Origin of the sequence: Halomonas sp. H33-56, assembly GCF_040147035.1 — a bacterium.
GTDB lineage: Bacteria > Pseudomonadota > Gammaproteobacteria > Pseudomonadales > Halomonadaceae > Halomonas > Halomonas litopenaei.
In genome coordinates this window covers 1,882,207-1,908,537 of record NZ_JAMSHP010000001.1, presented here as the reverse complement: position 1 = coordinate 1,908,537, position 26,331 = coordinate 1,882,207, and the positions used below count along the sequence as shown (strand labels likewise).

Sequence of the window (26,331 nt, the reverse complement as noted above, 5' to 3'; positions counted from 1 at the left end):
CCAAGGTTCAGGGGGGGGACGGTCCGCGCAGGGCCAGCTCCCTGCCGGCACGGGACTCCATGACAGCGACTCTGCTGCATCTTTCTGGAGCAGAGGGTGGCCCCCCGGCCATCCTCCCTCCTCCATTTTTCTTGTCGTCAGACCCCGTTGCCGGGGCCTGACATGGCTTCCTCCCTCGTTTTTCTGTTCAGCCTTGGCTTGTTCTCCAAGCCTCAGCCTCAGAAGCCGGCGTCGTCCTGCTGAACGCCCTGGACCCCGACATCGTCGCTCATCGGCTGACTGTCGATACCATCGTCGGCCTGGCTGGCGAGCGGATCGTCCGCCAGCAGCAGACTGGCGCTGGCCGCGTTGGCCGCCGCCGCGTCCGGATCACGGGTCAGTTCGAAGGACGCGATGTCCTGGGAACCGCCGTTGAAGGTCAGTCGCAGCACCTGCACGCCTGCCTCCAGATCCAGGGTCATCGACGCCGTATCGACGAACACGCCCCAGTCGCTGGTCACCGGCGTGTCGACGCTGCCCTGCTCGTAGACACTGCCGTTCTGCTCCACCGAGGCGGTGATACTGCGTCCGCCATTGGGGCCAGAAGTGACGAAGGACAGGGTGTGGCTACCGGCCTGCTCGACGTTGATGGTGTACTCGAGCCACTCGCCATCCTCGATCCAGCCCACGGCCTCACCCTGGCCGACGATATCCACCGGAGTATCGCGGAAGTCGCTGCCGAACTGCGCCGCACTCAGCTCGTTGAAGGCCTCGCCCTGCTCGCCCTCGTCGAACTGCACCGCATCCAGCGCAAGGCCATCGTCGGCGTCCACCAGCCAGGGGGTACCACCGGCGTTGAACGCCTGCTGGCCGTCCCGTGACAGCGAGAAGCCCTCAAGGTCCATGGACCCGCCGTTGAAGGTCAGGCGCAGCACCTGCTCGCCGGCCTCCAGCGTCACCTGGGTGCTTTCGGTCTCGACATAGTTGGTCCAGCCACCGGTGGGCTCGACCCCCACCGGCGTGGCGGTGGCGTAGGGCGTGCCGTCGTCCTTGGTGAAGCTGGCGGTAATCGAGCGCTGCCCACCACCGGTGGTACCCAGCGAGGCCAGGAAGGCCATGTCATAGGTCCCCGCCTGCTCGATATTCAGGGTGTACTCCACCCATTCGCCATCCTCGATCCAGCCGATGGCGCTGCCGCCGTTGGACAGATCCACCCCCTCGCCGCGCACGTTGCTGCCGAGCTGCGCCTCGCTGGTGTCGTTGTAGGCGACGTCCTGTCCGCCCTCGTCATAGTTCACCGCATCGAGGCTGAACTCGCTGCCCACCTGCCAGGGCTGGCCATCGTCGGTGAACGCCTGCTGGCCATCGTCCACCGCTCCCACCGGCGCCAGGGTAAAGCTCGCCAGATCCATGGAGCCGCCGTTGAAGGTCAGGCGTACCACCTGTTCGCCCGCCTCCAGCGCCACCTGGGTGGTCTCGGTCGGCACGAAGTTGCTCCAGCTACCGGTGTCGTTCACCGCCACCGGCGAGGCGCTCACGTAGGGGCTGTCGCCGCCCTTGGCAAAGCTTGCGGTGATGGTGCGCGGCCCGGGGAAATTGGTGTCCATCGAGGTCAGGAAACCAAGATCATAGAGCCCGTCCTCGGCCACGTTGATGGTGTACTCGACCCACTCGCCTTCGGTGATGTAGCCGATGGCCAGTGACGGCGTGGAGATGTCCACCGCCTCGTCCGAGCGGAAGCCGTTGCCCTGATGCGCCGCGGTGGAGTCGTTGTACGACACCCCCTGACCGCCGCTATCGAACAACCGCGCCTCCAGGGTCAGACCGTCGGCGTCCACCAGCCACGGGGTCTGGGTGTCGTTGAACGGGTCCTGACCGTCGTCCACCGGCTCCACCAGATCCAGGCTGAACGATGCCAGATCGAGCTGACCGCCGTTGAACGTCAGCCTGAGCACCTGCTCACCCTCTTCCAGATCGAAGGTCAGGGGACCCACCTCGGTGAAGCTGGTGAAGCTGCCGGTGTTGGGCAAGGCCTGCGTCTGGGCATCGGTGTAGAAGTTGCCATCCTGCTCGAAGGCCGCGGTGATCGACTTGCCACCTGAGACCGCCGAGGTGGAGAAGTTCAGCGTATAGGTGCCTGCCGTCTCCACGTTCAGGGTGTACTCCAGCCACTCGCCGTCGGCCACATAGCCGATGGCCAGGCTACCGTTGGAGATGTCCACCGCCTCGTCGGAGCGGAAGCCATCGCCCTGGTGCGCGTCGGTGGTGTCGTTGTAGGCCACTCCCTGACCCCCGTTGTCGAAGAACCTCGCCTCCAGGGTCAGGCCGTCCGCTCCGACGGCCCAGGCGCTCTGGTCGTCATTGAAGGCGGTCTGTTCCACCGGCGTCGGGTCGTCGAGGAAGTTCGGGGTACCGTCGCCGTCATCGTCGTCGTAGAGGTCCACGCGGCCGTTGCCGTCGGCGTCCTCGGCGCCGGTCGGATCATAGGTGGTGACGTTCTCGACAAGGAAGATATTGTCGTTGTAGTCGTAGTTCACCCCCGCGTAGTCCTGGATGACGATATAGGTGTTCGGGATCACGTTGCCGTCGGCGTCCTTGGCCACGTACACCCGGATCAGGTGACCGTCGTTCTCGTCCCAGTTGAGGTTGGCCCCCGGGATACCGATGGCATCGATGGTGTCCTCGTAGAGGTTGGCATCGGGATCGGACCAGGAGATGTATCCCGGACGATCGGAGATCTCGGCATAGAAGCCGAAGGGATCGTCACGATCCAGGGTCGCCACCGCCAGGTTGTCGCCATCGTTCAGGGTACGCGGCAACAGGGTCTGACCGTCGGCCTCGTCATGGGCGATGATCTCGTCGATGTCGCGGCTGTCGACGTCGTGGATGAACAGCCGGGCGATGTCACCCTGGCCATGGTAGGCCGCCAGCTGGGTGATGGTGATCGGCGAGGCCCCGTCGGCGCGCTGGAAGTACGGCGCCAGAACCTCGTCGCCGTTGGCCTCCACCAGGCCGCCCTGGTTCATCTGTCCCTGGGCCACGTCGGTGGAGTAGCCGAAGGCGTTGACGATCTCCTGCACCGTCGGCTCCTGGCCGCTCTCGGACTGGTTCTGGCTGATGCCGGCCAGTTCGATCACCTTCTCGGCCTCGTCGGCGTCGCTTGAGCTGATGATCAGGCTGGCCTCGTAGAGCGAACCGTCGTTGGGGTCATCGGCGATAAAGCGCACCGTCACCTCCACCGACTCGCCCGGCGCCAGGGTCACCGCACTGAACGCCTCGGTCAGCTCGAACAGCGAGGTATCGCTGACCTCGACGTCGTCGATGGTCAGGGCATCGAAGCCGTCGTTGGACAGGGTGATGGTGACCTCGTCGTGGACCTCCTGGGCATCATTGACCGGGTTCTCGATGCGCGACATCACCAGGCGCTCGTCGGAAGGCACGCCGTCGTTGTTGGTCACGGTCAGCGAGCCACCGGACACCGGCTTGACCCCTTCGATCACGAACATGTTGTCGTTGTAGTCATAGTTGATGCCGGTGTAGTCCATGATCCCCAGGTAGGTATTGGGGATCACGTTGCCGTCGGCGTCCAGCGCCCGGAACATGCGCACCGTGTAGCCCCGCTCGATGCCGTCGGCGTCCGCCGGCGGCGTGCCTCCACCCTGGGGGTTGAGCGACGGATCGGTGGAAAGGCCGGCCATCTCGATGCCGAAGACCTCTTCGCCGGCCCAGCCATCGGGGATGGTATCCCGGCTGAACGTCGCGGTGGCAAAGTCACCGTTGTTGACCAGCGGCAACAGCGTCTGGTTGTTGTCTCCCTGGTGGTTGGTAAAGATGATGTCCTGGTTCTTGTTGCCCGGCGCATGGATACCCAGCGTCGCCCCGCCACCACCGTGGTAGGCGGCGATCTGGGTGATCTTGGCCTCGCTTACGCCGTCGGCCAGCGACCAGTAGCGCGACAGCACCTCGTCGTCGTTGACCGGCCGATACAGGTCGAAGTCGTTGAGCACCGAGTTCTGGCCGCCACCAGTGGTCGCCAGACCATCGATCTGGTTGCCGAAGCCGAACACCTCCCAGACCTCGTTGACGTTGGGTTCCCAGCCACCCTCGTCACGAGCCTGCCAGAAGCCGGCCATGTGGATCTCGGCCACCGGCGAGTCCTGGTCATTGGTCACCAGTCGAATGCGACCCTCGAACACGCCATCCCCGGCGTCGGTGGTCGGCGCCGTATAGGCGTCCCGGTCGAACAGCACCGTGACCGTGAGCGACTCACCGGCAGCGAGGGTCAGGCCGTCGAACGCGCCCGGATCGGCCAGCACGAAGGGCCCGTCGATATCGGACTCGAGAATCTCCAGCGGCTCGCTGCCGCTATTGGAGATCGTCACCGTGGCGCTGTCCTTGAACTCGCGATCATCGTTCGAGGCGCTGTTGTTCTCCAGGTAGCTGAAGTGCAGGCGGTTGGCGAAGTAGGCAGCATCGCCGCTCTGCACCTCGATATCGGCGTTGTCGTTACCGGTCAGCGGCGACACGTCGAGGTAGTCGAGGTCATCGGCACCATCGGCGCTGGATACCGCGCGCAGGTTGTACTCGACGCCGGCCTGAAGCTCGACGTAGATGCCCTGCTCGCCGGCGTCACCCACCCCGGGATAGGCCAGGCTATCGATGGTCTGCCCATTGAGGGTCAGCGCCAGCGAGCCACCGTCATCGGCACCGGCGTTGGCCGCCAGGTCCAGACGATAGAGACCGTCGCTGTCCACCGTGAAGTAGAAGTCGGCGGTCAGCTCATTGACGGTACGCGCACTGTTGCCATCCTCGAGCTCGATGCGGCCACCATCGGAGACATCGGCGTAGACCGGGATGAAGATGTCACCACTGTCGTCCGGCACCCGCAGCAGGTCGATATTGGGGCCCACTGCATTCGGCGCGGTCAGCACGATGGTGTTGCTGCCGGCTTCCAGGTTGACCAGCACGTCCTGGAAGAACCAGTCGGTCTCGTCGTCGTTGCTCTGGCCGACGAAATTGAGCTGGCCCAGGTCATTGCCGTTGATGGTCAGACCCAGCGGACGGTCGGCCTTGCTCGCGGCCAGCGCGTAGCGGAAGCCGATCTCGTAGCTGCCCGCCTCGTCCACGTTCACCGTCCAGGTGATGGTCTGGTCCCCGGCACCGGCAAAGTCGACGAAGCCGTCACCGGAGGCGTTACGGTCGTCCTGGCTCTCGGGGACTACTACCGCCCCGCCGAGCGCGGCGTCCTCGGCCTCGTAGAGGGTGAAGCCGGGCGTTGCATCCCCTTCTTCCTGGAGGATCGCCAGCTGGTCGATGTTGGGCCCGGTGTTGTCGGTGGCCTGGAAGCGCACCGTGTTGAGACCGGCTGCCAGATCGGCATCGATATCCACCGTCAGCCACTCGGCCCAGCGCGAGTCTGCGTCATCAAGTGCCGGGTCCTGGGGCGGCGGGAAGGATACGACGCCCACCGAGACGTTGTTGACGAACACCTCCAGAGGACGATCGGCATTGCCGCCGTTGGCGTAGCGCACCCTGAGCACCGAGTCGCCGGCCTGGTCGGGGTCCAGCTCGAAGCTGAAGGTGATGAAGTCCTCATTGGTGCTACCGAAGTCGGCGTAACCGCCGGGCACACCGTCATCGTCGACGTCATTGCCATCGACCCCGAAGGCGCCGGGGCGCAGGCCGTTGGGCAGATCTGCCTGGTTCGGCTCGGGGTTGTTGATGTCGCGGATCTCGATCTCGGCGCCAGCACCGGAGGCCACGACCACCGAGGTGCCGTCATCCGGGGTCATGTCCTCGGCCTGGATGGCCAGCACCATGACCAGATCATCGACGGGGTCGGGATCGGGATCCGGATCGACGGGACCGGTGGTGCCACCCGGGGCCGGGTCGAGACGAATGATCTGGCTCTGGCCGTTGCCGCGGTTGAGGGTCAGCAGGTAGAGCTGGCCGGTAGCCGGGTTCTCGATGATGTCCAGCGGGTCGACGTAGGTGATGACGTTGCCGTCGGGATCACGCAGCACATCGTCACCGATGACGTTGCCGTTGGCGTCCAGGGTAATGGAGCGCACGTCGTCACCGCCGGAGTACTCGGTGAACAGCACGTTGCCCTGGAGGTTGCCGCCGAACACACCGCTGGTGTATTCCACCGCGCCGTTGGGTGAGCGGTTCTCGCCCAGCGAATAGACCCCGGCGATGTCGTAGGTGCCCTCGGGAATGGTGCCCGTCGGGTACTTGTCGACCTGGTTGGGGTCGTTGGCACCGGTGGGATTGCCGCCGTTGAGGATGTACTCGTCACGCAGCGGGTTCGGGTGGCCGTAGTAGCCGCCCTCTTCGATACGGAACAGGTAGTCATCCTGCTTCTCGACATTGGTGTAGCGCTCGTTCTCCGGCGTGGAGGGATCGTCCGGCACGTTGCCACCGGCCGCCGAGCCGTTGGTCGGCACGTAGAGGAAGCCGTTGGAGTGCCACACCAGGTCGTAGGCGTTACGCGCCCCGGTGGCGAAGATCGTCAACACCGCGTCGGGGGCGTAGGGGTCGTAGTAGGCCTCCAGCACGTTGCCGCTGGCGTCCTGGACCGTGGCTACGCCGCGATCGTCGAACACCAGGAACTCGCCGTTGCCCATGGGGATGGGATCATCCTTGGGATGACCGTCGGGGTCATCGAAGCGCCGGTTCAGGCCATCGTCGGGCAGCGGTTCGGTACTGACGTCGAAGGGCCCGTTGGACACGTCACGGGTTGGATCGATTTCCAGCACCGCGGCGTTCAGAAGACGCTCGGGACGGTTGCCCCAGGCGCTGTCCGGCTCGCCCATGGCGGTGTTCGAGCCCTGGATCAGATACAGCAGATGGCTCGGCACGTCCGGGTTGGTGTCCGGGTCGTAGTCCGGGTTCTCGCGGAACTCGAGGCTGTTGGTCACGTGGTCGCCGTTGGAGCGCGGCAAGCCGGTGATATAGGCCTCGGCGGTACCGGAGAAGCCGGGTCCATCGTCCAGGGTGATCTTGGTGATCCGTCCGCTGAAGTCCGGCACACCGTTGTCACGTCCGGTCAGCGGGATCGGATAGTTGTCGGTGATCCACAGCACATTGGGATCGGTGGGGTCCACCACCAGACCGATGATGCCGCGCTGCTGACTCTGTCCCGGCTGGTCGAAATAGTCGTTGGGCAGACTCAGATCCTGGCGATTGGACAGCGAACCGTCGATCGGGTCGACGTCGTAGCGCAACAGTTCACCGCTGATGGTGGCGATGTACATGTAGGCGCCATCCGGGCTCATCTCCAGCGAGGTGAAGCCGAAGGCACCGTCGGCGGCGCCGTTGAGTTCCACCACGTCGTTGAAGGCCACGTCGCGCGCGACCACCTCCGGCTCGGCGCCGGTGACGAAGGTGTTGGTGTACTTCTGGAACTCGCGGGTCGGCGCGCTCGCATCGTCGTTGGGGCCACGGTCCTGGAAGCCGTCGATCACCAGGGTGTAGCTGGTGAACGGCTTGAGGGTCTGGCTCGGCGAGATGGTCAGCGAATCGAAGCCGCCGGTGGTGTTGGCGTTGAAGCTGACTTCCTGACCGGTGACGGTCTCGAACAACCGGATCGAGCCGTCGCCCAGGCTTTCGAGCAGGGCTCCACCACGTCCGTCCACCACCGAGATGCCGACAAAGATGTCGGAGGTCGGATCGACCCCGGTGGGAATGGCACCGTCATCCGGATCGAGATCCACCTCCACCTCGTTCTGGCCGACCCCGGCGATCGCCCGGGCGTCGGTGAAGAAGGCGTAGTCTTCGGCGGCGTCGCGATCGTCCCCAGGGGTCAGGTCCGGCAGGGCCTGAATCTCGATGTACTGGATCTCGGTGTTCTCATTGTTGAGCCCCATCGAATCCAGGGTCAGACGACCGTCGGTGACCTGGACGATGCGGGTGACCAGGTCAGAGCGCACGCCGTCGGTGTCGTTGGACGGGTTGGTGTCGGCCGGGAAGTCATCCGGGCGGAACGGGGTGAAGGGGTCGTTGAACAGCTCGCCCTCGGCGTTGAGCACGTTGTTGCTGTCGTAGGGCCCACTGGTATCACCGATGGAGATGGTGACCTCGTAGAAGCCGTCTTCCAGCTCGATCTCCCAGCCGGCCCGCACATAGTTGGGTCCCGGCTGGTCGAAGTGGGCGTAGGTTCCCTGACGCGGGTCGAGGCCGGCGATGTCATCGGTGCGATCATTGACCGCAACGCTGGTCAGCGAACTGATGTCCAGTGGCTCGGTGCCGGGATCGCCATCGTAGATCGACTCCTCGGTGACCCAGCCGTACTGGTAGGTCTGGCCGTCGACGGTGACCGACTGGGTGCCAAAGGCCTTGCCGTTGTCGGCGATGTAGCCATCCGGCACCGCGGTGCCCTCGGGCTGGAAGTTGATCTTGACCGAGAAGCGATCGCCCGGCTCCACCGGACGATCCGGTGCCACCCCGTCACGACTCACCGTCAGGCTGTCGATGTTGGGGCCAGCGTTGCCGATATTGGCCAGACGAATGGTGTTTTCGCCGGCCTCAAGCTCCACCTCGATGGTGGTGGTGGTCCAGTTCTCCCAGCCGGCCGCGTCGGTTCCGGTGGAGGCAAAGGCCAGGCTGCCCTGGCTCTGGCCGTCGACCAGGATATCCATGGGACGGTCGGCGCCGTTGGTGCCGGCGTTGGTATAACGCACCTCCAGGGTGTAGGTGCCGGCCTCATCGACGCTCACCTGAAACTCGGCGGCGTCACCGGCGTCGGCGCCCATGTCCAGGTAACCGCTACCGGAGAAGCCATTCCATAGACCGTCGGGGCCGGCTGCGGTGTTGGTTTCCGGATTGTCGGCGTCGCGCACCTGGGTGTCGCCGTCGGCGTCGACGATGGTCAGCGCCTCACCCTCGATGGCGAAGTTGAACGCCGGGGTGCCGACGTCGGCCTCGTTGAAGTCGAACACCACCTGGTCGATGTTGGGACCGCCGGTGGCGCCCGCGGGCATGGTCAGGGTGAAGGTGTTGGCGCCCTCGACCAGCTCTACCTCGACTTCCAGGGTCTGCCACTCGTTCCAGGCGTCCGCGCCGGTGGCGTTGGGGAAGCCGAGCTGGCCCTGATCATCGCCGTTGACGGTCAGATCCAGCGGCCGCGGGGCATCACCTCCATTGGCATAACGCACGGTGGCGGTGTAGCTGCCGGCCTCCACCGCGTTGACGTTGAAGGTGATCTGGTCGCCGGGGTTGGAGCCGAAGTCCAGGTAGGCGTCACCCACCGCGCCGGGACGATGATTGCCGAAGTCGTCGGGATTGTCCGCATCCACCGGCCGGGTGACCTCGCCCTGGGCGGTACCGCCCACGTCGACGATGTCGGCGTCTTCGCCCTGCAGGGTGATCGGCGCCACCACCACGTCGTCGTCCTCGAAGCTGACCACTTCGGTGGCGCTGGCCTCGTTGCCGGCGGCGTCGGTGACAAACAGCGAGACGGTGAGATCACCGCTCTGGTCGTCGAGCTGGCCGCTCAGGTCCAGGGTAATGTTGCCCGAGGCATCCGGCGTCACCTCGGTGCGGGTCGCGCCACCGTCGAAGGACACCTCGACGGTGGTAACGTCGTCATCGACACCCGAGACATTGAACACCGCCGCCGCCAGCTGGCTGGCGTCGAGGGTATCGTCGTCGGCGACGATGGCGAGATCGCCATCCTCGTCAGCGCTGACGTCTTCCGCAATCGGGCCGCTGCCGCCCTCGGTCACCTCGATGCGATCGATGTTGGGACCGGTATTGGCACCTGCCGGGATCGCCAGGGCGATGGTATTGCTGCCCGCCTCCAGGGTCACGGTGACGGTCTCGAACAGCCAGTGGTCGAAGCCTTCCTCAGGCCCGGTGCCGTCCGGGTCGGTACTGACCATGGCCAGGGCGAGCGGATCACCGCCATTGATCACCAGATCCAGCGGGCGATCGGTATTGGTGGCGTAGCGTACGCTGATGTCGTACTGGCCGGCCTGGGCCACGTCGATCTGCCAGCTGACGTTGTCTCCCGGGGTGTCACCGAAGTCCAGGTAACCGGTGCCACTGAAGCCCGGACGCAGTCCGGTGGGCTGGTTCGGCTCGGGGTTGTCCGGGTCGCGGACCTGGGTGTCGGTGTTGTTGGGGTCGGTATCGAAGCTCTCGACCACACCGTCCTCGGCCTGCAGGCTCAAGGGCGAGAAAGGCGCTTCGTCGACGTCGTTGACGGTGACCGACACCAGCTCGGTGGTGGAAAGATCACCGTCGCTGACGCTGACCTCGACCTCGTAGACGTTGTCTTCGTTGGCGTCCGCCGCCAGCTCGAAGTCACGCGCCGAGGTGAAGGCCAGCGCTCCGGTATCAGCGTTGATGGTGAACAGCGGCGCGTCGACACCACCGGTGATGGCGAACACCGGCGCCGTCAGGGTGGCCGGCTGACCGTCCTCATCGAGCACCGCGATGGACCCGATCTCGGTCAGGTTCTCGTCGATGGCAAGTGCGGTTGCACCGATCGAGAGACTCTCGTTGATGTCGTTGACCGTGACCAGGGTCGCCTGGGACACGCTGTCTTCGCCGTCGCTGACGATGACCGTCAGCTCATAGACGCCGTCTTCGTTGGCGTCTGCGGCGAGCTCGGCGTCCGGGGCATTGACGAAACTCAACACACCGGTATTGGCGTCGAAGCTGAACAGCGCGGCGTCGGCGCCCTCGAGGGTCACCGTCAGGGCGTCACCGTCCAGGTCGTCCAGTGTCAGGGTGGCCACGGCACTGGTGTTTTCATCGACACTGACGCTGTCGTCGAGGCCGTCAATCGTCGGGGCGTTGTTGACCGGCTCCTCGATGCGTAGGAAGTCCAGCGAGTCGATGCGCATCAGCTCGCCGCCCTCGCCTCTGAGCTCCAGCGACAGCAGTGAATCGGCGGTAATCTCCACCGGGGTCTCGAACACGATCTCCTTGCGGTTGCCGCTCTGACCGGCGTTGCCCCGGCCACCACTGCCCACCAGGGTGCCGAAGTCGTCGCTCAAGACGACGTCGGAGGTCAGGCTGTCGCTCGAAAGATTGCGCGCCTCGAGGGCATTGCCGTCGATGGACAGGGTCAGTTCACCCTCACCGTCGGTCTCGTCGAAGACGTACAGGGTAACGCGATACCAGCCCGGCTCGACGCCTGCGGCGGCAAGCTCGGTGCCCACGGTGGCGGGCGTGTTGCTGGTCACCCGTATGAGCTCGTTGCCCGAGGCGCTGGCGTTGCCGGTGGCGATGACGTTGTCGGCGTCCAGGTCGGTAAAGGCCTCGGCCTCGATGGTCACGACGTCACCGATATCGGTGCCCTCGATCTGGAACTCCAGCACCTGGGTCGCGGACAGACCGCCGGGATCGGTGGCGCGCAGGGTCACACTGAAATTGCCGCCCTGGGAGGGCGTGCCCTGGATCAAGCCATTGACCACCTCGAGTCCTGCCGGCAAGTCTTCGACCGTCAGGGTCAGGTCGTCACCGTCGGGGTCGGAGAACAGCGGCGCGAAGTCGGCGATCGCCACCTGACCGAAGGCCTCGCCGACTTCACCGAAGAACGGCTCCAGCGCCGCCGGTTCCGCTACCGGAGCGTCGTTGACGTTGTCGATGGTCAGCACAAAGCTGTCGGAGGTCTCGATCTGTCCGTCATCGGCAAACAAGGTAACGGTATAATCACCGGGTTCCAGCCCATCCAGGCTGCCGCTCAGCACGCTGCCGTCGATGGCAAGACCAGCGGCGTCGACAGGCGCACCATCGGCGTCGGCCACCTCGAAGCGGTAGCTCAGATCGTCGCCGTCGGGGTCCTCGAAGGCCAGGTCGACCTCGAGGGTGGAACCTTCATCGAGGGCAAGGTCGGCGACGCCACCACCGACCACCTGCGGCGCCTGATTGACGTCGCCGGTGGTGGCCTCGCTCAGGGTCACGTTGGAGAAGCGCGCGCTGCCCTTGGCGCCCAGGTCGTCGTCGTTGACGAACACCAGCGAATCGATGGTGGTGCCAGCGTGGGCCGACAGATCGATGGTAAAGCTGACGACGCCATCACCGTCGTCATCGACGCCCTGGCCACGCAGGTCGACAAAACCACCCTGGCTCTGGGTGCCGGCCAGCTGGTAGGCGCTGTTGCCACCGTTGAAGGGGTTGTCGTCGAGGTCAAAGCCGATCGCGATGATCTCCGACACCGGGGTGTCAGAGGCGCTGAGTTCGAGCGTCAGGCGTGTGTCGGCGGTGATCTGGTAGCTTTCGCCCAGGGCCACCCGCTTCCACACGTTGTCGGTCAGGGCAAGCGTCGCGCCGGCGTCTTCCACCGCCGCACCGGTGCCCTGGGACGGGTTGTCCTGATTACCGCCGTAGGACGAGATCGCCCCCGCCGAGAAGTCCACCGTCAGCGGGGCATCGTCGGCTTCCAGGGTGACCTGGGTGCTGGTGCTGGCTTCGTTGCCGGCGGCGTCGGTGACGTAAAGGGTGACGTCCAGGGTGCCGGCGTCCTGGCCGGACAGGTCCAGCTGGACGCTGCCGCCATCGACGCCTACCGGGGTGCGGGTGGTGCCGCCGTCGAAGCTTACCTCGACGACGTCGGCGTCGGTGTCCAGCCCCGCCAGGTTGAAGGTGACAGCGTCGCTGTCATCCGCGGCTACCGGATCGACCGGGCCGCTGAGCGCCAGGTCAGCACCCTCGTCGGCGGTGGTATCCAGCGTCAATGACAGCTCGCGAGTCGCACGGTTGCCGAAGGCATCCATCGCGATCAGGCTGGCCGCCAGCGGCCCATCGGCCTGGCCGGACAGGTCGAGGCTGAAGTCACCGTTGGCGTCCGGGGTGACCTCCTCGACGTTGACGCCGCCATCGAAGCTGACGCCGACGAAGACGATGTCATCATCCAGCCCCGTCACGTTGAAACCCGCCGAGGCAGCGGCGTCGGCATTGATCAGGGCGGAAGCGGAGCTGAACGACAGGTCGTCACCTTCGTCGCCCTCGACATCGCCGACCGGACCGGTACCCGCCGTGGTGACCTCGAGACGATCGACGTTGGGTCCATTGTTGCGGCCAGCCGGGATCGCCAGGGTGATGGTGTTGTCGCCGGCCTGCAGGCTCGCCGTCAGGGTCTGGTAACCCCAGACATCGAATCCCTCGGGATCGACATTGCCGGCGTTGGGGTCGGTGCTGGCAAAGGCCTGGGTCGAGGCGTCTCCCCCGTTGATCGACAGATCCAGCGGGCGCGCCCCGTTGCTGGCGTAGCGGAAGTTCAGGTCGTAGTCACCCGCCTCGGCCACGTTGACGGTGAACGTCAGGCTGTCGCCGGGTGCACTGCCGAAGTCCACATAGCCGGTGCCGGAGTAGTCCGGGCGCAGCCCGACAAAGCCGCCGCTCTCGGGGTTCTCGGCGTCGCGCACCAGGGTGGCGGCACCGTTGTCGACGCCGAGCTCGGCGTCCTCGGCCTGCACCACCAGCGGGTCGATCACTGGATTGGTGACCGCAGCGCTGACCAGGGCCAGCTCGATCTTGTCGATATTGGGGCCATTGGTATAGCCGCCGACCAGACGCAGGGTATTGGAACCGGCAGCCAGGTCGACCTCCAGGGTCTCGACGGTCCAGCCTTCCCACTGGCTGCTCTGATTGGGCCGGTTGGCAGCGTCGAGATCGGACTCGACATCGTCGGGGTAGTAGTCCGGCGCCGTGGTTGTCGCGAAGGCAAAGGTGCCCAGGGTGGTGGTGGTCGCGCCGTCCACCAGTATCAGGTCCAGCGGACGGGGGCTGGAGGTAGCGTAGGTGACGCTTACCGTGTAGGTGCCGGCGGTGGCCACGTCCAGGGTGAAGTCAGCGGTGGCATTGGCATTGTCGAACGCCCAGTCCAGGTAGCCTGCGCCTTCGGCGCCGACCCGGAAGGTCTCGTTGCCGTTGGTGAAGTCAGCGATGCTGTCGAGCGTCGCCACCCGGTTGGTGCCGCTGTCGTTCACGTCCTCGGCGGGCGACAGCAGCATGTCCTCGCCTTGCACCACGTAGCGATCGGGGTCCGGGGCGGTGATTTCCAGATAGTCGATGTTAGGCCCGCTGGCCCCGTTGGAGGTCAGCGTAATGGTGTTGGTGCCCTGGGCCAGGGTCACCCGTACCGGCTGGGTCAGCTCGAAGTTGGTGAAATCATCGCCGGTGGCGGGCAGGTCGAACATGCGGTCGAACAGCTCGCCATTGACGTCCAGTCGCAGTGGACGGTTGCCGTCGCCCATGGCGTAGCGCAGCACCAGGTCGTATTCACCGGCCTCCGGCGCCTCGAAGGTGAAGGTCAGGCTCTCGCCACCGGCCACGCCGTTGCCGTAGTCCACGTAGGCGTTGCCCTCGGCGTCGGCGGCGTCAGGGTTAGCCGGATCACTGACCACGGCGATTCCGGTATCGCCGGCAATACTGGCCGAGGCGCCGTCGCTGGCGTCATCGTCCTCGGCCTGGATACGCAGCGAAAAGCCGATCGGTGCGGCCGCGGCCACTATTGAGGGGGTGGCTGAAGGGGTGGCTGAAAGCGCTGCGGCTGGGGTGGTAGAAAGCGCTGCTGGGGTTGCTGCCGAGCTTGATGCTGGGGTTGCCAAAGGCGCTGTGCTATCGGACGCAGCAGGCGCGCCTGGTGCCGACGCCGGCGCTGCATCTGCCGGGATACCCTGATCACCAGACGCTTGTTCCGATGCTTCCAGACCTTCACCGTCCTGCCCCGCTTCCACCTGGCCACTCGGGCCTGCGACTTCTTCGTCACTGGCAGCCTCGGCGTCCTCGATAAGCACATCGAAGGCGGCACGAAGTCCGCCCAGAGCCTGCCCTTGCCCATCGAGGGCATCGATCACCATGGCCAGCTTGCCCGGTTGCGGCGTCGGCAGATGGTCAAACACAAAGGGCCGTTCGAAACGCTCGAAGACGCTTTGTGCGCCGGCGGCATCCTTCCAGGTCATCCGCACGGCTTCGACCGCGTCCCGCCATTGGCCAGGATGCGGTGCGACCACCAGATCATGCATCTCGAAATCTTTTGTCCGAAATTCCGCCTTATCTGCCAGACGCTTTTGAAATGACTTTTGCCCACGGCTCACAAATGACATGGAAAACATGGCCTGCCCCCTGACGATTATTTTGGATAGTGATTGCCACCAACTACCAACAAGAACCCATCGACTTTCTTCGAAGATCTCTCTCGCCGCTTTACAGTCCGCCCAGACGAATCCCCAACTTCCGCTGAGACAACAAACGAACCGGCAGCCAGAAAGAGATGGCTCTCTCTGATTCTATAACCCGACGGAGGTACATCAAGATTTTTTTGACAGCGCTAACCATGCGAAATAAACGGTAGAAAAACCCTCATCAACGGTGCTATATCTTGTTGTTTTTTATTGTTTTATTAAATTTCTAACCTATCTGCATGCAGTATACCCACCACCCCAAAACCAAAAACAAGGCACCTTGAAGTCCAGCGTAACAACACTCCAACATGAGACTTTTATTATGCCAACATCGGATATATATTCAGATTTCCACTATTAAAAAATCAGAGATACAGCCCGCAGATAACTGGGGAATAAAATCCAAAGAATAACTAGGCAAAAGCCCCTGCAAAGTAGTTGCAAGGTAGAAAAATCCGCATAACATCTTTAGTCATTCGACGCCCGCGTTGACCCACGACATTGACCATCTATAGGCAAATGGCCCGACCGATTTTCTAAAAAAACGGCGTAATGTTCGCCAAACAAGAAAAATGACGTAACGTCCAGGGGGAGAGGGAAGATGTCTGCGGAACACAACGATCTGCGCAAGGTGCTGGCCTTCTGCCGGCGCAGCTTTGGCTATGTGGCCCTGTTCAGCCTGTTCATCAACCTGCTGATGCTGGTGCCGCCACTCTATATGCTGCAGGTGTATGACCGGGTGCTGACCACCCGCAGCCAGGAAACCCTGTGGATGCTGACTCTGGTGGTGGTGTTCCTGTTTCTGGTGATGGGTGGGCTCGAGCTGATGCGCTCACGCATCCTGGTCCGGGTCGGCAATCGCCTCGATGCGCTGATCAGTCCCCGGCTCTACAGCGCCATGTTCAAGCGCACCCTGTCGAGTCCCGGCAAGCCCTCCGCCCAACCGCTCAACGACCTGACCAGCCTGCGTCAGTTCCTCTCCGGCAACGGCCTGTTTGCCTTCTTCGATGCGCCCTGGGTACCGGTCTACATCGGGGTGCTGGCACTCTTTCATCCGTGGTTTGGGCTGTTTGCCCTGGGCGCCGGCGTGATCCTGGCCACCATCGCGGTCATCAACGAGCGTATGACCAAGCAACTGCTGACCGAGGCCAACGGTCGCCACGTGCAGTCCCAGGACCTGGCCAACAGCAACCTGCGCAACGCCGAGGTGCTGCACGCCATGGGCATGCTGCCCGGGATCCAGGGCCGCTGGGCGGCGCGCCATCGTGAATACCTGGTGCTGCAATCCCAGGCCAGCGATCGTTCGGGCCTGCTGACCAATACCTCCAAGGTGCTGCGGCTGATGTTCCAGTCGCTGATCCTGGGCATCGGTGCCTTTCTGGTGCTCAGGGGCGAGCTGACCCCTGGCATGATGATCGCCGGTTCGATCCTGATGGGCCGCGCCCTCGCCCCCATCGACCAGATGATCAACGGCTGGAAGGGCTTTTCCGGGGCACGCACGGCCAAGGGACGACTCGAGGCGTTGCTCGACGAGGTGCCCGCCGATCCGCCGACCATGCCGCTGCCCCGGCCCCGGGGTCAGCTCAGCCTGGAAGGTGTCAGCGCCGCGCCTCCCGGCGTGCGCCTGCCGACCCTGACCAACATCGACCTCAAGCTTGCCAAGGGCGAACACCTGGCCGTGGTCGGCCCCAGCGCCTCGGGCAAGTCGAGCCTTGCCCGGGTGGTGCTCGGGCTATGGCCGGCTCAGCTTGGCTGTGTGCGCCTGGATGGCGCCGATATCAACAAGTGGGATCGCACTGCGCTGGGCCCCTACCTCGGCTATCTGCCCCAGGACATCGAGCTGTTCGACGGCAGCGTGGCCGAGAACATCGCCCGCTTCCAGGAGGTCGACCCCGAGCAGGTCGTACGTGCCGCCCGCCGTGCCGGCGTGCATGAACTGGTGCTGAAGCTGCCCGAAGGCTATGACACCTATCTGGATCACGGCGGCACCGCGCTGTCTGCCGGTCAGCGCCAGCGTATCGGCCTGGCCCGAGCGCTCTACGGCGACCCCGCGCTGATCGTGCTGGATGAACCCGACGCCAATCTGGACGATGCCGGTGAGGCCGCCCTGGCCGAGTGCCTGCTCCAGCTGCGCCAGCAGGGCACCACCGCGCTGGTGATCACCCATCGCCAACGCCTGCTGAGCAACGTCGATCGTATCCTGGTACTCAAGGACGGCCAGATCGCCTCGCTGACGCCGCCCCGCCGCAACACGCCGGCGGCCGCCGTGGCCACCGCTGGACGGCGCTCGCCCGGCGTCACCACCCTGCACCCCAGCGCCCGGGGGCGCTCCCCCGTCAACCGCCGCAGCGGCGGTGAGGAGACCTCATCATGAACAGCCCCTCCCCTTCCCAGGACGACCTGCCGCTGCAGGACACTCGCTATCGGCGCATGGGCCTGATCATCCTGCTGGTCGCCTTCGGCGGCTTCGGCAGCTGGTCGGTGATGGCCAGCCTGGCGGTCTCGGTGGTGGCTCCAGGCTCGGTGTCGGTAGAGAGCTTCACCAAGACGGTGCAGCATCTCGAGGGTGGCATCGTCGAGCAGATCCACGTCGAGGATGGCAGCCAGGTCGAGGCCGGCGCACCGCTGATCACCCTGGATGACACCCAGGCGATGGCCCAGAGTCGTATCGTCGAGACCGAGTACCTGATCGCCCGCGCCAGCGAAGTACGCCTGCTGGCCGAACAGTCCGGCGCCGAAACGCTGGTCTTCCCCCAGGCCCTGATCGATTCGGACAACGCCCGGGTACAGGCGGTGCTGGAGGTTCAACGACGGCTGTTCGAGGTACGCCGCGACTCGCTGGAGGGCACCCTGGCCGCACTCGACCAGCAGATTCTCCAGCTCGAGGAGCAGATCACCGGACTCGAGGAGACCCAGGTCATCACCCAGCGGCGAATCGACTCCCTCAACGGCGATGTCGCCAACCATCGCAAGCTGTTTCGTGATGGCTTGATCAGCAGCCAGCGCATGCGCGAGATGGAGCGCGAGAGCCTGGAGTACCAGAGCGACAACGCTCGTCACGTCTCCGAGGTGGCCAGGCTCAGGGCCCAGATCAGCGAGAACACCCTGAACAAGCAGATACGCCTGCAGGAGTTTCAGCAGCAGGTCGGCGAGGCGTTGCGCCAGGTGCAGGCCGAGGTGGCGGACGCTGAAGAACGCCTGGTGGCGCTGAACGATACCTTGAAGCGCACCGAGATCACCGCCCCGGTAGCGGGCACCGTGGTCGGGCTCAAGGTGCATACCCTGGGCGCGGTGGTGCGCGGCGGCGACCCGCTGATGGACCTGGTGCCCATGGGCGACGGCTTTATCGTCGAGGCCAAGGTGGCCAACCACGACGTCGACCATCTGTACCTTGGCCAACCGGCGGAAATCCGCTTCAGCGCCTTCAACCAGCGGCTGTCCAACGTCATCGACGGTGAGGTCGTCCACGTCAGCGCCAACAGTTTCGAGGACGAGGCGACGCGCCAGCGCTACTACAAGGTACGCATCCAGGTCACCGAACTCGGCGAGAAGGACATGACCGAGAATATGCGGCTGATGGCCGGCATGCCGGCAGAGGTGATGATCCGCACCAGCGAAAGAAGCTTCGCCAGCTATGTGGCGAAACCGATCGTGGACATGCTGGCACGGGCGATGCGGGAGGAGTAAGAAGGGAGACCGCCTTTTCACGCGACACCCTTGCGCGCGTGAAAGGCGGAACACCGAGGATCACCGGCCCTCCGCGACACCCTTGCGCGCGTGAAAGGCGGAACACCGAGGATCACCGGCCCTCCGCGACACCCTTGCGCGCGTGAAAGGCGGAACACCAAGGATCATCGGCCCTCCGCGACACCCTTGCGCGCGTGAAAGGCGGAACACCAAGGATCACCGACCTCGCATCAGGCGTTGAAGCGAATCGTCCCGATCCGCGACACCTCGTAGCCGCCAAGGCTTTCCGCCTGGTCGCGTAAACGCTCACCCCGGGCGAAGGCGAACAGCCGCTGCAGGGCATCGCTGAAATAGCTGCGTCGCCGCAACAGCAGGTCGAAGGACTCCTGATGCAGGGGCAGGAAATGAAGCCCCTGGCGCCTTGCTGCGGCCTCCACTCCAAGCCCTACATCCGCCCTGCCCTGGGCAACGGCAAGCGCCAGGTCGTCCTCGCTTGTCGCCGGATGCTCCACCATATCCAGCCGCTCAATCTCGATACCCTGCCGCTCCAGCAGCCAACCCAGCAAGCGGTGGGCGCCGGCACCCTCGGGTCGCCGACCGACACGTAGCCCCGGCCTTGCCAGGTCACCCAGGCCTTCGAGGCCAAGCGGGTTGCCCGGCGCCAGCATCAGCCCCTGGGTACGTCTGGCCCAGTGCACCACCACCAGGTCCCGCATGCCACCGAGGCCAAGCTCCGAGGGCACATTGTAGCGCCCCGCCCCGTCCAGCAGATGAGCACCCACCACCATGGCCTTGCCCGCCATCAGCCGCTGGATACCGTCGCCGCTACCCAGGCAAAGGCTCGCCAGGCCACAGCCGCTCTCGCGCATCGCCCAGTCCAGCAGCGGATCCTGACTGCCGGCCATCACCTCGAGCGGCTCGGTCGCGGAAGACTGATCCCCCTCCAGGTGATTCATCAGCCACAGGTCGATGGCGTGACGTGGAAACAGCAGTTTGCCGGTGGCACGGGTGCAGGGAATCTGCCCCTGGCGGACCAGATCGTAGACCTTGCGTGGCTTCAACCGCAGATAGTCGGCCACCTCTGCGGTGGTGAGGTAGCGAGGCAGGACGGGGTCGACCATCGGGTTACCTCCAAAAGGTGTAGAGGACCACTTTGCAGCAAGTGGTCTATGGCTGCATATTTTACGGCCATGGGGTGCGCGCCGCAGTAGATCATCACATCATGCCGGTAGACCGGAAAACGGCAAGCACCCGACGCCCCAAATCGACCGAGACACGATGACCGACTCTGCCTTCCTTACTGCCCTTGAACTCGTCATCGGTCTGGACGCCGACCTGCTCGACATCGTCGGGCTATCGCTGAAGATCTCGCTGACCGCTGTCGCCATCGCTGCCCTGCTGGCCTTTCCATTGGGGGCGGCGCTGGCGCTGTTTCGCTTTCCAGGCCGAGCCCCTCTTATCGTCACCCTCAATGCCCTGATGGGCCTGCCGCCGGTGGTGGCGGGGCTCGCCGTCTATCTATTGCTGTCCCGGGCAGGGCCGCTGGGTTCACTAGGGCTGCTGTTTACCCCCACCGCCATGGTCGTGGCCCAGGTCATCCTGGTGCTGCCGATCCTGGCGGCCCTGACCCGTCAGAAGGTCGAGGAGCTCCACGGCGAGTACGCCGAACAGCTCGCCTCCATCGGGGTTTCTCGGCGGCGCCGTATTCCGACCTTGCTGTGGGACGCCAGGCTGTCGCTGATCACTGTGGTGCTGGCCGGCTTTGGCCGCGCCAGCGCCGAGGTCGGGGCGGTGATGATAGTCGGCGGCAACATCGATGGCGTCACCCGGGTCATGACGACGGCCATCGTGCTGGAGACCAGCAAGGGCAACCTGCCCCTGGCGCTGGGCCTGGGTATCGTGTTGCTGACACTGGTGGGGGTAATCAATGCATTGGCACATCTGCTGGGCGAAGCGACGCGGAGGCAGCTCGGATGACCCATCTGACCCTTTCGGTGCCAGCCACGACGCCACGCCTGAACTTCGATCGCGTCAGCTACGCGTCCCGGGGGCAGACGCTGCTGGGGCCGCTGTCGCTGAACCTGGAGGGCCATCGCCGTACCCTGATCATGGGGCCCAACGGCGCCGGCAAGAGCCTGCTGATGCGCCTGGCCCATGGTCTGCTGCAGCCGACGTCGGGTCGCCTGGTGTGGGAAGGCGCGGCGCCACGCCAGGCCATGGTGTTCCAGCGCCCGGTGCTGCTCAGACGCTCGGCCCTGGCCAACCTCGAGTATGCCCTGGCGGTGCAGCGGGTGCCGCGGCGTCAGCGTCGCGAACGGGCCAGGGAGGCGCTGGCGCGGTTTGGTCTGGAGGCACTTGCCCGGCGACCGGCCAGGGTGCTGTCCGGCGGCGAACAGCAGCGCCTGGCGCTGGCCCGGGCCTGGCTGCTGTCGCCCGAGGTGCTGTTTCTCGATGAGCCCACCTCGGCCCTGGATCCCGCCGCCATTCGCGCCGTGGAGGCCGCCATCGGCGACTTTCACCGCCAGGGGGTACGCATCGTGATGACCAGCCATGACCTTCATCAGGCGCGCCGACTGGCCGACGAGGTGATCTTGCTGCACCACGGCAGGCTGGTCGAACAGAGCCCGGCGGCGACCTTCTTCGACGCCCCGGTCACCGCCGAGGGCCACGCCTTTGTCCACGGCGAGCTGCTCGATTGAGCGGCCTGCCCCATCCAGAAGTCCGATCAACCCACGCAAGGAAGGCCCCCATGACAAGATATCCAGACTCCACTCCTGCCAGTGCTCTGCTCTCCGGCGCCCTGCTGGTCGCCGGTCTGGCGGTGTGCGCCACCAGTGCCCAGGCCGAGGATGAGCCCCCTTTTATCACCCTGGCCTCGACCACCTCGACCCAGAACTCGGGGCTGTTCGACGCCATCATCCCGAGCTTTACCGAGGACTCCGGCATCGACGTCCGTGTGGTCGCCGTGGGCACCGGACAGGCCTTCGAGATCGCCAGGCGCGGGGACGCCGACAGCCTGCTGGTGCACGACACCGCCGGCGAGGAAGCCTTCGTGGCGGACGGCTACGCCACCGAGCGCGCCGACGTCATGTACAACGACTTCGTGCTGATCGGCCCGGCCGAGGATCCCGCAGGCATCCGTGACGCCGAGAGCGCCGCCGAGGCGCTCAACCTGATCGCAGACAACGCGTCGCCCTTCACCTCCCGTGGCGACGACAGCGGCACCAACCGGGCGGAGCTGCGGCTGTGGGAGTCGGCGGGGGTCGAACCCGGCGGCGACTGGTACCGTGAACTGGGCAGCGGCATGGGGGCCACCCTCAACACCGCGGCGGGCATGGGTGCCTACGTGATGTCGGATCGTGCCACCTGGGTGGCCTTCGACAACCGTCAGGATCTCGAGCTGCTGTTCGAAGGGGACGAGGTGCTGTTCAACCAGTACGGCAGCCTCAAGCTGTCACCCGAGCTCCATCCGGAGCTCAAGCACGACCTGGCCGCCCAGTGGCACGACTGGCTGTTGTCCGAGGCGGGCCAGCAGGCCATCGGCGACTTCGAGGTCAAGGGACAGCAGCTGTTCTTTCCCAACGCCGACGGCGAGTAATCGCTGGCTTGCGCTGAAGCCGGCGGCCGCGCCCGAGGCAGCAACGTCAACTGACCGGGGTCGTAGCAGGGTCATATATCTCGGTCTAGGCTGATACGAGGATTGACGCGAGACGGGCGAAGGCACGCGATCGGCGTGCTTCGTTCGTCCCCATGACCGACAAGGACCCTCAATGCGAGCTCGCATCCTCTCTCTGTGCCACTGCCCGATCCCCCGCCAGGACCACCAGCACGGCGACAAGGTCGATGCCAAGATCATCAACCTGACGCCGGTGCTGGGCATGCGCGACCTCGGCTGTCGCCGAGTCACCCTGGCACCTGGCTGCCACGCCTGGCCTTTCCACTTCCATCACAACAATGACGAGATGTTCATCGTGCTCAAGGGCAAGGGCAGCGTGCGTCTGGGTGAGAAACGCTACCCCATCGTCGAGGGGGAGCTGATCGCGGCCCCCGCCGGCGACGCCGACTGCGCCCACCAGATCATCAACGACTCCGACGAACCCCTGACCTACCTGTGTATCAGCAGCATGAACGCTCCGGACGTGATGGAGTATCCCGACTCAGGCAAGTTTGGTGTACTGGCCGGCAGCGCTCCGGGCGGCGACAAGGCCGAGCGCAGCTTCGAACACTACGGCATGCGCCAGAACGCGGTGGACTACTGGCAGGACGAAGGTTGATGGGACGGGCGTGCCTGGAGGCAGACGACTCACCCTCGCCGTGTCGCTCCATGCCTTGTGACAGGCGCGCTTTCTCAGACGTTGCCGGTCTCGTCCCTGAATCTGGCCTGGCATTGAACCACTGCCATTATCCTGATCTCGATCTGAACCGCACGGCCACCCTGTTCACCCCATCGCCCTGGCCCGAAGGCGTCGTCTGGCGCTTCTGGTGGCGACCCACTGCCGGGCGCCTGCCGCTCGACTACCCGCACTTATCTACCAACTTTGGTCGCAAGCATCACAAGCTGCACTTTACGTTAACGTAAACCTTGCCTAGTCTTCTTGTCATCCCGTGAACGCTCACCGCCTGCGGTGCCGTTTCACCTCGTCACCAACACCATCAATAAAGATGGTCCGGCCCCCTCCTGGCGCCGTATCGACCATCAAGGATGCCCCGGAGCCCATCATGTTCAGCCCCTACACGCCTCTCGATTTCGGCCTCGACGAAACCCTGGTCATGCTGCGCGACCAGGTCAATGCCTTCGCCCGCGACGAGATCGCCCCCCGCGCCGGCGAGATCGACGAGAAAAACGAATTCCCCGCCGACCTGTGGCAGAAGTTCGGCGACATGGGCCTGCTCGGCATCACCGTGTCCGACGAGGACGGCGGCACCGGCATGGGTTATCTGGCCCACTGCATCGCCATGGAAGAAATCTCCCGGGCCAGCGCCTCGGTGGGCCTGTCCTACGGCGCCCACTCCAACCTGTGCGTCAATCAGCTCAAGATCAACGCCTCCGCCGAACAGAAGGCCAAGTACCTGCCCAAGCTGATCTCCGGCGAGCACGTAGGGGCGCTGGCCATGTCGGAGCCGGGCGCCGGTTCCGACGTGGTGTCGATGAAGCTGCGCGCCCGCAAGGACGGCGATCGCTACATCCTCAACGGCAACAAGATGTGGATCACCAACGGCCCCGACGCCGACGTGCTGGTGGTCTACGCCAAGACCGATCCTGACGCCGGCTCCAAGGGCATGACGGCCTTTATTATCGAGAAGGGCTTTGCCGGCTTCTCCACCGCCCAGAAGCTCGACAAGCTCGGCATGCGCGGCTCCAACACCTGCGAACTGGTGTTCGAGGACTGCGAAGTCCCCGCCGAGAACGTGCTGGGCGAGGTCGGCAAGGGCGTGCGCGTGCTGATGAGCGGGCTGGACTACGAGCGCACCGTGCTGGCTGCTGGCCCCATCGGCATTATGCAGGCGGCGATGGACGTGGTGGTGCCCTACATCCACGAGCGCAAGCAGTTCAACCAGTCCATCGGCGAGTTCCAGCTGGTCCAGGGCAAGGTTGCCGACATGTACACCACCCTGAACGCCTGCCGCGCCTACCTTTATACCGTCGCCGCCGCCTGCGACCGCGGCCAGACCTCGCGCAAGGACGCCGCCGGGGTGATCCTCTACTGCGCCGAGAAGGCCACCCAGGTGGCGCTGGACGCCATCCAGCTGCTCGGCGGCAACGGCTACATCAACGAGTACCCGACCGGGCGCCTGCTGCGTGACGCCAAGCTCTACGAGATCGGTGCCGGCACCAGCGAGATCCGGCGCATGCTGATCGGGCGTGAGCTGTTCAACGAATCTAAGTAAGGGGAGCCGGTCATGGCGATTCTGGACACCAAGATCAACCCGCGCTCCGAGGACTTCCAGGCCCGGGACGCGGCCATGCGCGCCGAAGTCGGCAAACTGGCCGAACTGACCGCTGCCATCCGCCGTGGCGGTGGCGACAAGGCCCGTAGCCGTCACGAATCCCGCGGCAAGCTGTTCGTGCGCGACCGCATCGACCACCTGCTCGACGAGGGCTCGCCCTTCCTCGAATTGTCGGCGCTGGCCGCCCATGAGGTGTATGACACCGAAGTGCCGGCGGCCGGCATCGTCACCGGCATCGGCCGCGTTTCGGGCGTCGAGTGCGTGATCGTTGCCAACGACGCCACCGTCAAGGGCGGCACCTATTTTCCGCTGACGGTGAAGAAGCACCTGCGCGCCCAGGAAGTCGCGCGCAAGCATCGCCTGCCCTGCGTCTACCTGGTCGACTCCGGCGGTGCCTTTCTGCCGCGCCAGGACGAGGTGTTCCCCGACCGCGACCACTTCGGCCGAATCTTCTACAACCAGGCCACCCTGTCGGCGGAGGGAATTCCCCAGATCGCCGTGGTGATGGGCTCCTGCACCGCCGGTGGCGCCTATGTGCCGGCCATGGCCGATGAATCGATCATCGTGCGCGAGCAGGGCACGATCTTTCTCGGCGGCCCGCCGCTGGTCAAGGCCGCGACCGGCGAGACCATCAGCGCCGAGGACCTGGGCGGCGCCGACGTCCATACCCGGATCAGCGGGGTCGCCGATCACTACGCCGACAACGACGCCCACGCCCTGCAGATCGCCAGGCGCTGCGTGTCCCGCCTGAACTGGCAGAAGCGCGGCGAGCTGGCGATGGCCGCTCCGCGCCCGCCCAGCCTCGACCCCGAGGAGCTCTACGGTATCGTCGGTACCGACCTCAAGAAGCCCTTCGAGGTGCGCGAGGTCATCGCGCGGATCGTCGATGGCTCCGACTTCGACGAGTTCAAGCGCTACTACGGCGATACCCTGGTCACCGGCTTCGCCCATATCCACGGTCATCCGGTGGGCATCGTCGCCAACAACGGGGTGCTGTTCTCGGAGAGCGCGGTCAAGGGCGCCCACTTCATCGAACTGTGTGCCCAGCGCAAGATTCCGCTGGTGTTCCTGCAGAACATCACCGGCTTCATGGTCGGCTCGAAGTACGAGCACGAGGGCATCGCCAAGCACGGCGCCAAGCTGGTGACCGCGGTGTCCTGCGCCAAGGTACCCAAGTTCACAGTGCTGATCGGCGGCAGCTTCGGCGCCGGCAACTACGGCATGTGTGGCCGCGCCTTCGAGCCCAACCTTTTGTTCATGTGGCCCAACGCCCGCATCTCGGTGATGGGCGGCGAGCAGGCCGCCGGCGTGCTGTCCCAGGTCAAGCGCGAGCAGATCGAACGCGCCGGCGAGTCCTGGTCCGCCGAGGACGAAGAGGCCTTCAAGAAGCCGACCCGCGAACAGTACGAACACCAGGGCCACCCCTACTACGCCAGCGCCCGACTGTGGGACGACGGCGTGATCGACCCGGCCCAGACCCGCGATGTACTGGGCCTGTCGCTGGCCGCCGCGATGAATGCCGAGATCGAACATACGCGCTTCGGCGTCTTCCGCATGTAATGCCCTCAAGGATGGATCC

Annotated in this window: 10 protein-coding genes; 8 read left to right on the top strand and 2 right to left on the bottom strand. The window is 65.0% G+C overall.

Annotated elements, in window-relative coordinates:
- Nucleotides 1-218 precede the first annotated feature (218 nt).
- The gene (locus NFH98_RS08270) at nt 219-14,957 is read right to left on the bottom strand and encodes a carbohydrate-binding protein (protein ID WP_349622496.1); all 14,739 of its coding nucleotides are present in this window, start codon (nt 14,955-14,957) and stop codon (nt 219-221) included.
- A gap of 760 nt (nt 14,958-15,717) precedes the next feature.
- On the opposite strand from NFH98_RS08270, the gene NFH98_RS08265 reads away from it, so the two are divergent.
- On the top strand, nt 15,718-17,490 hold the full coding sequence (locus NFH98_RS08265; protein ID WP_108447747.1) for a type I secretion system permease/ATPase: 1,773 nt from the start codon (nt 15,718-15,720) through the stop codon (nt 17,488-17,490).
- Complete coding sequence (locus NFH98_RS08260; RefSeq protein ID WP_349622495.1) at nt 17,487-18,803, top strand: HlyD family type I secretion periplasmic adaptor subunit; 1,317 nt, start codon at nt 17,487-17,489, stop codon at nt 18,801-18,803. The genes NFH98_RS08265 and NFH98_RS08260 overlap by 4 nt, the downstream gene beginning before the upstream one ends.
- A gap of 230 nt (nt 18,804-19,033) precedes the next feature.
- On the opposite strand, the gene NFH98_RS08255 is transcribed toward NFH98_RS08260, so the two are convergent.
- Nucleotides 19,034-19,924: a substrate-binding domain-containing protein gene (locus tag NFH98_RS08255; protein WP_349622494.1), complete on the bottom strand. Its 891-nt coding sequence runs from the start codon at nt 19,922-19,924 to the stop codon at nt 19,034-19,036.
- Nucleotides 19,925-20,081: 157 nt separating this feature from the next.
- On the opposite strand from NFH98_RS08255, the gene NFH98_RS08250 reads away from it, so the two are divergent.
- The 6 genes from NFH98_RS08250 to NFH98_RS08225 all read left to right on the top strand — a co-directional run bounded on the left by NFH98_RS08250 (nt 20,082) and on the right by NFH98_RS08225 (nt 26,312).
- Nucleotides 20,082-20,780 carry an ABC transporter permease gene (locus NFH98_RS08250; protein WP_108132752.1) on the top strand — a complete coding sequence of 233 codons (699 nt, stop codon included), beginning with the start codon at nt 20,082-20,084 and terminating at the stop codon, nt 20,778-20,780.
- On the top strand, nt 20,777-21,502 hold the full coding sequence (locus NFH98_RS08245) for an ABC transporter ATP-binding protein (RefSeq protein ID WP_045994994.1): 726 nt from the start codon (nt 20,777-20,779) through the stop codon (nt 21,500-21,502). Before NFH98_RS08250 ends, NFH98_RS08245 begins: the two co-directional genes overlap by 4 nt.
- A gap of 50 nt (nt 21,503-21,552) precedes the next feature.
- On the top strand, nt 21,553-22,401 hold the full coding sequence (locus NFH98_RS08240; protein WP_349622493.1) for an ABC transporter substrate-binding protein: 849 nt from the start codon (nt 21,553-21,555) through the stop codon (nt 22,399-22,401).
- Nucleotides 22,402-22,573: 172 nt separating this feature from the next.
- The gene (locus tag NFH98_RS08235) at nt 22,574-23,077 is read left to right on the top strand and encodes a cupin domain-containing protein (RefSeq protein WP_349622492.1); all 504 of its coding nucleotides are present in this window, start codon (nt 22,574-22,576) and stop codon (nt 23,075-23,077) included.
- Between the two features lie 445 nt (nt 23,078-23,522).
- Nucleotides 23,523-24,692 carry an isovaleryl-CoA dehydrogenase gene (locus NFH98_RS08230; protein WP_045994997.1) on the top strand — a complete coding sequence of 390 codons (1,170 nt, stop codon included), beginning with the start codon at nt 23,523-23,525 and terminating at the stop codon, nt 24,690-24,692.
- 12 nt (nt 24,693-24,704) lie between these two features.
- On the top strand, nt 24,705-26,312 hold the full coding sequence (locus NFH98_RS08225; RefSeq protein WP_349622491.1) for a carboxyl transferase domain-containing protein: 1,608 nt from the start codon (nt 24,705-24,707) through the stop codon (nt 26,310-26,312).
- Nucleotides 26,313-26,331: the final 19 nt, after the last annotated feature.

Coding starts and splice junctions, on each gene's coding strand:
- NFH98_RS08245 (WP_045994994.1), top strand. CDS start 20,777: ATGACCCATCTGACCCTTTCGGTGCCAGCCACGACGCCACGCCTGAAC.
- NFH98_RS08225 (WP_349622491.1), top strand. CDS start 24,705: ATGGCGATTCTGGACACCAAGATCAACCCGCGCTCCGAGGACTTCCAG.
- NFH98_RS08265 (WP_108447747.1), top strand. CDS start 15,718: ATGTCTGCGGAACACAACGATCTGCGCAAGGTGCTGGCCTTCTGCCGG.
- NFH98_RS08250 (WP_108132752.1), top strand. CDS start 20,082: ATGACCGACTCTGCCTTCCTTACTGCCCTTGAACTCGTCATCGGTCTG.
- NFH98_RS08235 (WP_349622492.1), top strand. CDS start 22,574: ATGCGAGCTCGCATCCTCTCTCTGTGCCACTGCCCGATCCCCCGCCAG.
- NFH98_RS08240 (WP_349622493.1), top strand. CDS start 21,553: ATGACAAGATATCCAGACTCCACTCCTGCCAGTGCTCTGCTCTCCGGC.
- NFH98_RS08260 (WP_349622495.1), top strand. CDS start 17,487: ATGAACAGCCCCTCCCCTTCCCAGGACGACCTGCCGCTGCAGGACACT.
- NFH98_RS08255 (WP_349622494.1), bottom strand. CDS start 19,924: ATGGTCGACCCCGTCCTGCCTCGCTACCTCACCACCGCAGAGGTGGCC.
- NFH98_RS08230 (WP_045994997.1), top strand. CDS start 23,523: ATGTTCAGCCCCTACACGCCTCTCGATTTCGGCCTCGACGAAACCCTG.
- NFH98_RS08270 (WP_349622496.1), bottom strand. CDS start 14,957: ATGCATGATCTGGTGGTCGCACCGCATCCTGGCCAATGGCGGGACGCG.